The sequence below is a fragment of the Rhodococcus sp. 05-340-2 genome, assembly GCF_002258915.1.
Classification (GTDB): Bacteria; Actinomycetota; Actinomycetes; order Mycobacteriales; family Mycobacteriaceae; genus Rhodococcoides.
Genome location: NZ_NOYU01000008.1, coordinates 21,768 through 33,006 on the forward strand (window position 1 = coordinate 21,768; position 11,239 = coordinate 33,006).

At 65.3% G+C, this 11,239-nt stretch carries 10 protein-coding genes and 2 tRNA genes; 7 read left to right on the top strand and 5 right to left on the bottom strand.

Annotation, left to right across the window (positions count from 1 at the left end; genetic code table 11):
* Positions 1–9: 9 nt before the first annotated feature.
* From thrC to argS, 4 genes are read right to left on the bottom strand one after another with little or no spacing between them, the layout of a single operon-like run.
* Positions 10–1,077: a threonine synthase gene (gene thrC, locus CH271_RS04290; protein WP_094632792.1), complete on the bottom strand. Its 1,068-nt coding sequence runs from the start codon at positions 1,075–1,077 to the stop codon at positions 10–12.
* Positions 1,074–2,375 (bottom strand): homoserine dehydrogenase, encoded by a 1,302-nt coding sequence (locus tag CH271_RS04295; RefSeq protein WP_037193392.1) that lies wholly within the window; start codon positions 2,373–2,375, stop codon positions 1,074–1,076. Before CH271_RS04295 ends, thrC begins: the two co-directional genes overlap by 4 nt.
* A complete protein-coding gene (lysA, locus tag CH271_RS04300; protein WP_094632793.1) occupies positions 2,372–3,793 on the bottom strand; it encodes a diaminopimelate decarboxylase in 1,422 nt (473 codons plus the stop codon). The genes CH271_RS04295 and lysA overlap by 4 nt, the downstream gene beginning before the upstream one ends.
* Positions 3,790–5,442: an arginine--tRNA ligase gene (argS, locus tag CH271_RS04305; RefSeq protein WP_037193394.1), complete on the bottom strand. Its 1,653-nt coding sequence runs from the start codon at positions 5,440–5,442 to the stop codon at positions 3,790–3,792. The genes lysA and argS overlap by 4 nt, the downstream gene beginning before the upstream one ends.
* A gap of 231 nt (positions 5,443–5,673) precedes the next feature.
* Here argS and CH271_RS04310 point away from each other — a divergent pair, with 231 nt between their 5' ends.
* The 5 genes from CH271_RS04310 (at position 5,674) to CH271_RS04330 (ending at position 8,992) form a co-directional block, all read left to right on the top strand.
* Positions 5,674–6,564, top strand: a complete 891-nt coding sequence (locus CH271_RS04310) for a DUF3105 domain-containing protein (protein ID WP_094632794.1) — start codon at positions 5,674–5,676, stop codon at positions 6,562–6,564.
* On the top strand, positions 6,564–7,286 hold the full coding sequence (locus tag CH271_RS04315; RefSeq protein WP_037193397.1) for a DUF305 domain-containing protein: 723 nt from the start codon (positions 6,564–6,566) through the stop codon (positions 7,284–7,286). Before CH271_RS04310 ends, CH271_RS04315 begins: the two co-directional genes overlap by 1 nt.
* Before the next feature lie 68 nt (positions 7,287–7,354).
* Positions 7,355–7,427, top strand: a tRNA-Arg gene (locus CH271_RS04320).
* Between the two features lie 60 nt (positions 7,428–7,487).
* Positions 7,488–8,390 carry a hypothetical protein gene (locus CH271_RS04325; protein ID WP_094632795.1) on the top strand — a complete coding sequence of 301 codons (903 nt, stop codon included), beginning with the start codon at positions 7,488–7,490 and terminating at the stop codon, positions 8,388–8,390.
* Between the two features lie 14 nt (positions 8,391–8,404).
* Positions 8,405–8,992: a class I SAM-dependent DNA methyltransferase gene (locus CH271_RS04330; RefSeq protein ID WP_094632796.1), complete on the top strand. Its 588-nt coding sequence runs from the start codon at positions 8,405–8,407 to the stop codon at positions 8,990–8,992.
* A gap of 47 nt (positions 8,993–9,039) precedes the next feature.
* On the opposite strand, the gene CH271_RS04335 is transcribed toward CH271_RS04330, so the two are convergent.
* Positions 9,040–9,110, bottom strand: a tRNA-Cys gene (locus CH271_RS04335).
* A gap of 105 nt (positions 9,111–9,215) precedes the next feature.
* On the opposite strand from CH271_RS04335, the gene CH271_RS04340 reads away from it, so the two are divergent.
* Positions 9,216–10,559, top strand: coding sequence for a DUF2254 domain-containing protein (locus CH271_RS04340; RefSeq protein ID WP_094632797.1), 1,344 nt, complete (start codon positions 9,216–9,218; stop codon positions 10,557–10,559).
* Positions 10,560–10,594: 35 nt separating this feature from the next.
* A complete protein-coding gene (locus CH271_RS04345) occupies positions 10,595–11,128 on the top strand; it encodes a MarR family winged helix-turn-helix transcriptional regulator (protein ID WP_037193707.1) in 534 nt (177 codons plus the stop codon).
* The last annotated feature ends 111 nt before the right edge of the window (positions 11,129–11,239 follow it).

Here is an 11,239-nt window from a genome sequence, read left to right on the forward strand (position 1 = left end):
TCCGTCAACTCAGGCCAGCTCGAGCGCAGCCGCGACAGCGACGGGATCGACCGAAATGGGTTCCACCACAGGCATTCCCGACAGTGCTGTGTCGGGATCCTTGAGGCCGTTTCCGGTGACCGTGCACACGACGGTCAGGCCGGGTTCGAGCCAGCCTTCCTTTCGTGCTGCGAGGAGCCCGGCGACACTGGCCGCGGAAGCGGGCTCGACGAACACGCCCTCGGTCTTCGCGATCAATCGGTACGCCTCGAGGATCTCCTCGTCGGTCGCTGCGCGGAAGGCTCCGTTCGATTCTTCCTTGGCGTTGACGGCACCGTTCCAGGATGCGGGCGAGCCGATCCGGATCGCAGTGGCGATCGTTTCCGGGTCCTTCACCGGCGCACCGTGAACCAGAGGTGCGGCGCCTGCGGCCTGGACTCCGAGCATCCGTGGCTTGCGCGTGGTGAGACCGTCACGGAAGTACTCCGAGTAACCGCGCCAGTACGCGGTGATGTTGCCTGCGTTGCCGACCGGCAGTGCATGGATGTCCGGTGCGTCGCCGAGGGCGTCACAGATCTCGAAGGCCGCAGTCTTCTGGCCTTCGATGCGAACAGGATTGACGGAGTTGACCAGACCGATGGTCGGGAACTCGGCCGTGGTCTTGCGGGCCAGCTCGAGGCAATCGTCGAAGTTGCCCTGCACCTGAATGATCTTCGCTCCGTGCATGACTGCCTGAGCGAGCTTGCCCATGGCGATCTTGCCCTGCGGAACCAGTACGGCACAGCTCATTCCGGCCTTGGCCGCATAGGCGGCTGCGGAGGCCGAGGTGTTGCCGGTCGAGGCGCAAAGAACGGCCTCCTGACCTCGGGCGAGCGCGTCGGTGACGGCCATGGTCATCCCGCGGTCCTTGAAGGAGCCGGTGGGGTTGAGGCCTTCGACCTTCAGATGCACTGTGCACCCGGTCAGTTCGGACAGGTGCCCGGCCGGCAACAGCGGAGTGCCGCCCTCGCGCAGCGTGACGGTCTTCCAGTCCGGGCCGATCGCCAGACGCGAACGGTATGCCTCGATCAGACCGGGCCAGGGGGTGTGGACTTTCATACGGTGGTGCCTTCCAATCGGAGAACGCTGGCGACGTGAACGACGACGTCGAGCTGCTCGAGGGATGCAACGGTGTCGGACAGTGCGGAGTCGGCCGCGAGGTGGGTGACGACGACGAGCCTGGCTCCGTCACCCGAGCCCTGCTGACGCACCGTGGAGATGCTGACGTCGCGCTTGGAGAATTCGGCCGCAACGGTGGCGAGAACGCCGGGCTTGTCCGCCACCTGCATGCTGACGTAGTAGCGAGTGAGGATGTCACCCATGGGGGCCACCTTGAGCTTGGCGTACTTGGATTCGAGTGGGCCTCGTCCGCCGTAGAACTTGTTGCGAGCGGCCATCACCAGATCGCCGAGTACCGCGGACGCGGTCGGCGCACCGCCTGCACCCTGGCCGTAGAACATCAGGCGTCCGGCAGCCTCTGCTTCGACGACCACGGCGTTGAACGCACCGTTCACCGATGCCAACGGGTGGTTCAGCGGAACGAGCGCGGGGTAGACCCGAGCGGAGATTCGTTCCTTGCCCTTGGGCGTGACGATCCGCTCGCAGATGGCCAGCAGCTTGATGGTGCAGTCGAGGGATTTCGCGGTCTCGAGATCGTCCGAGGTGATCTTGCTGATGCCCTCGCGGTAGACGTCACCGGCAGTGACTCGCGTGTGGAACGCGATGGACGCCAGGATGGCGGCCTTCGATGCAGCGTCGTAGCCTTCGACGTCGGCGGTCGGGTCGGCCTCGGCGTAACCCAGACGCCCCGCCTCGGCGAGGGTTTCGGCGTAGTCCGCGCCGGTCTCGTCCATGGCAGAGAGGATGAAGTTGGTGGTGCCGTTGACGATGCCTGCGACCTTGTTCACGCGGTCACCCGCGAGGGACTGCATCAGCGGACGAACCACAGGAATTGCTCCGGCCACGGCGGCCTCGAAATACAGGTCGGCACGCGACTTCTCGGCCGCGTCGGCCAGTTCTCCGGTGTACTCGGCCAGCAGGGCCTTGTTCGCCGTGATGACGGACTTACCCTTCTCCAGGGCAGAGAGCACCAGCTTGCGGGGAATGTCGATGCCGCCGAGAACCTCGACGACGATGTCGACGTCGTCGCGGCCGACGAGCTCGGCCGGATCGTCGGTGAGCAGCTCGGCCGGAACTCCACGATCGCCGTCGACCCGACGCACAGCGATGCCTCGAATTTCCAGTGGCGCACCGATTCTCGCTTCGAAGTCCTCGGCGTTCTCGGTGAGGATTCGAACGACCTCGCTGCCGACGTTTCCGAGTCCGAGTACGGCGACGCCTATCGGCTTCGATGTCATGGCTGAACCTCCAAGCTGAGCAGATCTTCGATGGTTTCCCGCCGCAGGATCAGGCGCGATCGCCCATCCTTGACCGCAACCACAGCGGGCCGCGTCAGCAGGTTGTAGCGACTGGACATGGAGTAGCAGTACGCCCCGGTGGCCGCCACCGCGAGCAGGTCACCCGGCCCGACGTCTGCCGGCATCCATGTGTTCTTGATGACGATGTCGCCGCTCTCGCAGTGCTTTCCGACCACCCGAGCCACGACGGCCTCGGCATCGCTCGAGCGCGAGACCAGCCGACAGTCGTATTCGGCCTGGTACAGCGAGGTTCGGATGTTGTCGCTCATGCCGCCGTCGACGCTGACATAGCGCCTGCGCGTCGACTTGTCGACGGTGACATCCTTGATCGTGCCGACCTCGTAGAGCGTGACGGTGCCCGGTCCGGCGATGGCGCGGCCCGGCTCGACGGCGATCGTCGGGACCGGCAGACCCACTGCAGCGGACTCGGTCTCCACGATGGCGGTCAGCTTCGCCGCGAGCTGCTCCACCGGCGGCGGATCATCACTCGGCACGTACGAAATACCCATGCCGCCACCGAGATCGAGTGTCGAGATCTGCGCCGTCTTGTCGACGCCGAACTCCGAGACGATGTCTCGCAGCAGCCCGATGACCTTGTGCGCTGCCAACTCGAAGCCGTCCACCTCGAATATCTGCGAACCGATGTGACTGTGCAGTCCGACGAGTCGAAGGTTGTCGGCAGCGAACACGCGCCGAACAGCTTCGAGCGCCGAGCCGTCGGCGAGCGAGAAGCCGAACTTCTGATCCTCGTGCGCGGTGGCGATGAACTCGTGCGTATGCGCCTCGACACCGACGGTGATGCGAATCAGAACGTCTTGCACCACACCGGCCGCACCGGCGACGCCGTCGAGACGGTCGATCTCGATGTTGGAATCGAGTACCACATGCTCGACGCCTGCGCGCACGCCCGCCTCGAGCTCGGCGACCGATTTGTTGTTGCCGTGCATGGCAATTCGGTCGGCCGGGAATCCGGCGGCCAACGCGATGGCCAGCTCGCCTCCGGAGCAGATGTCGAGTGAGAGACCTTCGTCGGCCACCCAGCGTGCGATCTCTCCGCACAGGAAAGCCTTGGAGGCGTAGTGAACTCGCTCGGGTGCCCCGAATGCGGCGGCCATCTCACGGCAGCGCGAACGGAAGTCGTCCTCGTCGATGACGAACAGCGGTGTGCCGTACTGCTCCGCGAGATCGGTGACCGACACTCCGGCGAGACGGACGGTTCCGTCCTCCCCGCGCTCGGCGTTGCGGGGCCACACCTGCTCGGGCAGCGTCGTCATCTCCGACGCGTCGGCCGGGCGATGGGACATCGACTCTTTCGAGGGGGCATCGGCATGCTTGGGTCCTGCCGGATGTGCGCTCACATGCGCTCCGGTGCGCTGACCCCGAGCAGTTCGAGGCCGTTGGCCAGGACCTGCCGGGTCGCGTTCCCCAACGCCAGTCGTGCGGTGTTCACAGGTCCGGGCTCCTCGTCTCCTTGTGGAAGTACTCGACACGCACCGTAGAAACGGTGGTAGGCCCCCGCCAGCTCTTCGAGGTAGCGGGCGATCCGGTGTGGTTCGCGTAGTTCGGCGGCGCTGGCCACCACTCGTGGGTACTCGCCGATCGTCCTGATCAGCTCGCCTTCCTGCTCGTGGGTGAGCAGGCTCAGATCCGGCTGCTCCGCGCTGATTCCCAGTTCGGCGGCATTGCGCGCGAGCGAGGCCAGGCGGGCGTGGGCGTACTGGACGTAGTACACCGGGTTCTCGTTGCTGGCGCTCGCCCACAGGGCGAGGTCGATGTCGATGCTGGAGTCGACGGACGACCGAACCATGACATAGCGAGAAGCGTCGACGCCGATGGCGTCGACCAGATCGTCGAGCGTGATGACGGTTCCGGCGCGCTTGCTCATCTTCACGGCCACGCCGTCGCGCACCAGGTTGACCATCTGGCCGATCAGCACCTCGACGGTCGCGGGGTCGTCTCCGAATGCAGCTGCGGCCGCCTTGAGCCGTCCGATGTAGCCGTGGTGGTCTGCTCCGAGCATGTAGATGCACAGATCGAAGCCGCGCTGCCGCTTGTTCTGGAAGTAGGCGATGTCGCCGGCGATGTAGGCGGCGTTGCCGTCGCTCTTGATGACGACACGATCCTTGTCGTCGCCGTACTCGGTGGACCGCAGCCACCAGGCACCGTCCTCCTCGTAGAGGCTCCCCGAGCTCTTGAGGTACTCGACCGACTTCTCCACGGATCCGGATTCGAACAGCGAGTTCTCGTGGAAGTAGACGTCGAAGTCGACGCCGAACTCGTGCAGATTGGCCTTGATCCGGTCGAACATCAGCTGGGTGCCGATCGATCGGAACGTCTCTTCCTGTGCCTCGGGGGCCAGCGCGAGCGCTTCGGGCTCCTTCGCCAGCACCTGCTCCGCGATCTCGGCGATGTACTCGCCTGCGTAGCCGTTCTCCGGAGCGGGTTCGCCCTTGGCCGCGGCGATCAGGGACCGACTGAAGCGGGCGATCTGTGCGCCGTGATCGTTGAAGTAGTACTCGCGAGTGACCTCGGCACCGTGGGCGGTCAGGATCCGACCGAGCGCATCGCCGACGGCTGCCCACCGAGTACCGCCGAGGTGCACCGGGCCGGTCGGGTTGGCCGAGACGAACTCGAGATTGACCTTCTTGCCTGCCATCGACGAACCGTTGCCGAAGGCCGCGCCTGCTGCGAGCACACGGGCAACGATCTCGCCTTGCGCTGCGGCGGCCAGCCTGATGTTCAGGAATCCGGGGCCTGCGACATCGGCGTCGGCGATGGCGGCGTCGGCCGCGAGAGCTTCGGCGAGCCAGCCGGCGAAGTCGCGGGGATTGGCTCCGGCCTTCTTCGCGACCTGGAGTGCCACGTTGGTCGCGTAGTCGCCGTGCTCGGGATTGCGGGGACGCTCGACGGTCAGCTTCGCAGGGAGTACGGATGTATCCAGGCCGCGGTCGGCAAGCACCTTCGCGGCGGTCGCGTGAAGCAGTTCGGCAAGATCGGCGGGAGTCACAGGTAGCTATCCTATTGGCTGGTGCGCGGCGTCCTCGCATCCACTGCCCGTCTGCCCGCGAGCAGCCTCGGCCGACGCGGTCCGCGCAGGCTGTGAACACGCTCTCAGGCAGAGAACGTACAGTGAGGGCGCTCTGTGTCGACGCTCATCCAATGATGCCGTCACCAGCAGATACGCATCACCAGCGCGACCGACCACCACCTTTCCTCGACTGAGAGAGCAACTACAGCGATGCCAACGGGTCCCGACAAAGGCAGTCAGAACAAGTCGGCTGCGAAGGCAGACAAAGCCATCAATGCAGCCAACAAGAAGTCAGCTCGTAAGAAGAAGGGCGGCGTACCCACCGCCACGGGCAGGCAGATTCCCTGGCTGACGGTTGCCGGTGTCGTTGTGGTTGTCGGTCTCGTTGCGGGCCTCGGGATCAATCTGTATCCGAAGTACCAGGACCGAGCCGAGGCGCAGAAGTTCGCGCCCAGCGAGGCCAATCAGGACCCGTCGACGGGCATCGAAGGTGTCGTCAAACAGGATTACCCGGCGGCTCTGCACGTCGCGCGCACGCAGCGGGTCGCCTACGACCAGTCGCCGCCGTTCGGTGGACCGCACGATGCCGTGTGGGCCACCTGCACGGGAATCGTCTATCCCGAGGCCATCCGTACCGAGAATGCGGTGCATTCCCTCGAGCACGGTGCCGTCTGGGTCACCTACAACCCCGACGATCTGAACGCAGACCAGGTCCAGTCGCTGGCCGATCGTGTCGACGGTGAAACGCAGATGATGATGTCGCCGTACCCCGGCCTCGATTCCCCGGTCTCGCTGCAGTCCTGGGGCCACCAGCTCAAGTTGGACAGCGTGGACGACGAACGCATCGGCCAGTTCGTCTCTGCACTGCGACTGAACCGCTTCGCCTACCCGGAGGTCGGTGCCAGCTGCGCATCGGTCCCGTCCAGCACCGGCGACGGTAGCGACGGCTTCGACCCGGACAACCCGCCGCTGTTCGATGCATCCGCGCCCGGTGCCGATGCGGTGCCGATGGACGGTGCCGGAATCACTCCCGACGCCAGCGAGACCGGCGGAGCCGGCGGGGCGCAGCTGCCCAGCGATCTCCAGATCCCCACCAACTGATGACCGAACCGACACCGACCGAGAACGCGGGAGTCACCACGTCCGCGGCCAAGCCGAGTCAGCGCACAGCGCTGGTGGCGCTGGCGCTGATCGCCGTTCTGGCGATCGGCTTCGCCCTGGGCTTTCTGGTGCAGAGTCCGTTGGGCGGCGACGACAGTGCACCCGCCGCGGACTCGGTCGATGTCGGTTTCTCTCAGGACATGACCGTGCACCACAACCAAGCCATCGAGATGGCCGCGGTGGCGTTGACCAACGCCTCCGATCAGGCCGTCAAGAATTTGGCGTTCGACATGCTCACCTCGCAGCAGAACCAGGTGGGACAGATGCAGGGCTGGTTGGCCCTGTGGGACCGAGCGCCGATCGCGACCGACGGCTACATGACCTGGATGACCGAGGACGACTCTCACGGTCACTCGATGGGCGGGATGTCCATGGATCCCGGATCCTCGGATCCGACGAGGGCAATGCCGGGCATGGCCAGTTCCGCTGAACTCGCCGCTCTTCGCCAGGCCACCGGCTCGGACGTCGACGTGATGTTCCTACAGCTCATGCTGCGCCACCACGAGGGCGGCCTGGCGATGATGGAGTACGCGCAGATTCACGCGCAGTCGCCGGCGGTGATCAATTTGGCGAAGTCCATGGTTGCCACCCAGACCAGCGAGTCGACGCTGATGAAGCAGATGCTCGCCGAGAAGGGTGCGCAGCCGCTGCCCGAGGGTTGATTTCGACTCGGGCAGCGGATGCGCTAGTCTTTCGTACAGCCCAACAGGCACACCGGTTCGTCCGGTGCGCCCCCGTAGCTCAGGGGATAGAGCGTTCGCCTCCGGAGCGAAAGGCCGCAGGTTCGAATCCTGCCGGGGGCACACATCTTTCACGCACGTCACCGTCGGACGGTGGCTGCTCGAACGAGACGGTGGACTTCGATGTCCGAGAATCTCCCCCGAGTCGAGACCGTCGTCGACGACCTGTATTCACTCCCTCCCGCTGATTTCGTCTCGCATCGCGCCGCATACGTCACCCGGTTCAAGAAGGCCGGCGACAAAGCCGGTGCCACCCGCATCGGCGCCCTTCGCAAGCCCACTCTCGTGGCGTGGTTGGTGAACACACTCGCTCGGCGAGACGAATCGGCCCTGGCGGAACTGTTCGATCTGGGTGAGCAACTCGAACGAGCACAGCAGCGCGGCGACGGCCACCGGCTACGTGAATTGTCCACTGCCCGAAGCACTTCGATACGCGCCCTCACCGACCGAGCAGTCTCGCTCGGACGCGACCTCGGGGCGACCGTCGGCGACAACGCAGCCCGCGAGATCTCCAACACCCTGAACGCGGCGATGGCCGATGCCGAAATACGCGACCGTGTCCGCGCGGGCAGAACCGTGGTGGCCGAAACGTACAGCGGATTCGGACCTGCACTGCTCTCGATCGTTCCCGACCCTCCCGGCGACGACGACGCCGACGCCGACGACGACGCCGAAGAGTCGGACCCGGCATCTCCGGAAGTCGAGGACGACCGGCCGAACACCGACGAAGCCGAACGGAACCGACTGCTCGCCGAACTCGAGTCGGCCGAATCCGACCTCGACGCCGCGGCCGTCGAATCCGACGAAGCACAGTCCGACACCGAACGGACGGCATCCGAACTACGCAGCGCTGCAGCGGAAGTAGAGCAGATCGAGGCCGAGCTGGAAGCCGCCAGAGCCAGAGCGCAGGCTGTGCGAGAAGCACACGAGGCCGGTGTCGTACAGGCGGAGTCGACGGCGGAGGCACTCGAGGCAGCCCGCGCCCGGGTCGTCGAAGCCCGGTCGGCCCTCGACTCCCTGACCTGACCTACCCTGGCGGGGTGACCACACGCTGGCAAGCAGAGAACTCCGCAGACGATTCCGCGCGGTACATCGAGCGATTCGACCGCCTGGCCGAACGCGGCGTGGATCTGCACGGTGAAGCCCGCATGGTCGACGCGGTGGTCTCCCCCGCGTCGAGCATTCTCGATGCAGGATGCGGGACCGGCCGACTCGGTGTGGAATTGGCACGACGCGGACACCGTGTGACCGCAGTGGATCTCGATCCGGTTCTGGCCGAGGCTGCGCGAGCGCACCCCGAACTCGACGTGCATGTCGCCGATCTGACGACACTGGATCTGGGACGGACGTTCGACGCGGCCGTGGCAGCGGGCAACGTACTGGTCTTCATGAAGCCCGGTACCGAACGCGCAGCGCTCCAACGTATCTGGGCCCACCTGACCGACGGCGGGGTGTTCGTCACCGGATTCGCCACCGATCGGGAGTACACGGTCGACATGCTCGACGAGGATCTGGCGGCGGTCGGCTTCGTCCTCGAGCACCGATTCGCGACGTGGGATCTCCGGCCCTGGCGCGGCGACGCGGACTGGGCTGTGACCGTGGCTCGAAAGCCCGCGCTACTGGCCTGAGACGACATCGATCGGGACCGGCCGTTGCCGGCCGGTCCCGATCTTCGAGCGAGCGACGGGATTCGAACCCGTGTGAACGGCTTTGCAGACCGGTGCCTAGCCACTCGGCCACACCCGCATCGCCGATGACGATGCCGTGTTCGCTGACCGAGATCCACCCTTTCGATCATCGTGATTCGAACCTCGAGGGTTGATTCGGATACCCCGGGGAAGACTGTGCGTCATGAAGGAACACATGGCGAAGCTGCGGGAATCGTTCTGGTTCATTCCTGCCGTCCTCGGAGTTGTCGCACTCGTGCTCGCGCAGGCTCTGGTGAGTCTCGATCGCTATCTGCTCGATACCCGGGTGGATCTGACGGGCTCGCTGCTCTATCACGTGGGTGCCAGTGGCAGCCGAGACATCCTCGGCGCCATCGGCGGGTCCATGCTCGGTGTGGCCGCGACATCGTTCTCCATCACCATCTCGGTCCTCGCCACCGCCAGTTCCTCGTACGGCCCCCGCCTGGTGCGCAACTTCATGGCCGATCGCGGCAACCAGGTGGTGCTCGGCATCTTCGGCGCCACGTTCCTGTACTCACTGATGGTGCTGCGGTCGATTCGCTCGATCGAATCCGACGGATCTGTCTTCGTGCCGGACATCGCCGTCAACGTTGCCGTCGCACTCGCGGTGGTCGACGTGGGTGTGCTCGTCTACTTCATTCATCACATCGCGCAGTCGATCCAGGTGGCAACACTGTCTGCCCGCGTCCGAGACGAACTGTCGGAGTCCGTGGACGCGCTGTACCCGCCCGAGCAACCCGCCGATGCGGCGTCGGCGGAGGGCATCGTCAAGCCGCCCGTCTACACCACGGTGCTGGCCGAGGAGTCCGGGGTGATCATCGACATCGACGAGAGCGCCGTACTGAACATCGCGGCCGACACCGACACCGTGATCGACATTCATCGGGTACCCGGTGACCATGTCGTTGCCGGCGAACCGCTCGCCGACATTCTGGCCGACCGTTCGACGGACATCTCCGCGGACGCGATCGAACGAGTTCGAGGGTCGTTCGACATCGGCACCAGTCGAACACCCCGACACGACATCGCCTTCGCCGTCGAACAGATGACCGAGATGGCAGTACGCGCCCTGTCGACCGGTGTCAACGACCCTTACACGGCACGCAACGCCATCGACGATCTCACGGTCGGACTCGTCGCGGTCGTCCAGCGTCCCAAGCCCTCTCGTGCTCGGTGCGGCTCCGACGGCACCGTACGGGTGATCACCCGTCGCGTCGGCGTTCCGTCACTGATCGACCATGCCCTCGACGCCGTACGGATCTACGGCACCGGCAGCCCCATGGTGGTGCAGGCAGGCATACGTCTCGCCGAGCGAGTCGGTCGTGCGGCACAGCATTCCGAGAACGTCGACGCCGTTCTGACCCAATTGGACCTGCTGGACCGCGCGTTGGCCGCAGGCGACACCGATACCGCCCGCACAGCCGAAGCCCGAGAGCAGATCTCGCTGGCCCGCGCAGCGATCACGGATCGCGTATCCCTCGCAGTACCTCGCGTCGTGATTCGGTAGACGCCGGAACCGGCCACCGTGGGAGGATGGTCGGTATGCCAGCACCGTCTCCGCTTCCCCTCGACCCCATTGCAGAGGCACACCGCCAGTGGACCAAGCACGGTTGGTCCGACGCCGCCGACGGTATGGCCGCAGTGACGTCGTTGATGCGTGCGCAGCAGATCATGCTCGCCCGTGTCGAGGAAGCGTTGAAGCCGACGGGACTGACGTTTTCGCGCTACGAATTGCTGACGTTGTTGACCTTCACCAAGAACGGGGCTCTGCCGATGGCGAAGGCGAGTGCACGTCTGCAGGTGCATCCCACGAGCGTGACCAACGCTGTCGACCGCCTCGAGTCCGTGGGATACGTTCGGCGCATCCCGCATCCGAGTGATCGGCGCACCACGCTGGTCGAAATCACCGAGCAGGGACGCACGTTGGCAGTCGAGGCCACCGAGCGCCTGAACTCGCTGGTGTTCGCACGCCCCGGACTGGCGCGTGACAAGCTGATGGCGCTCGTTCGTATCTTGGCGGAACTGCGTTCGGATGCAGGCGATTTCGACAGTGATGACATCACCACGTCGTTCTGAGTTCGATGGTGACTCGTCACAAGACAATGGCACACCCGTACCGTTCGTGGTCCAATTACCGTGGAAACAGGGCGGAGTCGATCTGCTGAAGGGCGGGGCGGGGTGCTGGTG

What these genes read in the sequence shown, in the direction of transcription:
- thrC (WP_094632792.1), bottom strand. Translation starts at nt 1,077, where the DNA reads ATGAAAGTCCACACCCCCTGGCCCGGTCTGATCGAGGCATACCGTTCG.
- CH271_RS04295 (WP_037193392.1), bottom strand. Translation starts at nt 2,375, where the DNA reads ATGACATCGAAGCCGATAGGCGTCGCCGTACTCGGACTCGGAAACGTC.
- CH271_RS04310 (WP_094632794.1), top strand. Translation starts at nt 5,674, where the DNA reads ATGCCAACGGGTCCCGACAAAGGCAGTCAGAACAAGTCGGCTGCGAAG.
- CH271_RS04315 (WP_037193397.1), top strand. Translation starts at nt 6,564, where the DNA reads ATGACCGAACCGACACCGACCGAGAACGCGGGAGTCACCACGTCCGCG.
- CH271_RS04325 (WP_094632795.1), top strand. Translation starts at nt 7,488, where the DNA reads ATGTCCGAGAATCTCCCCCGAGTCGAGACCGTCGTCGACGACCTGTAT.
- CH271_RS04340 (WP_094632797.1), top strand. Translation starts at nt 9,216, where the DNA reads ATGAAGGAACACATGGCGAAGCTGCGGGAATCGTTCTGGTTCATTCCT.
- CH271_RS04345 (WP_037193707.1), top strand. Translation starts at nt 10,595, where the DNA reads ATGCCAGCACCGTCTCCGCTTCCCCTCGACCCCATTGCAGAGGCACAC.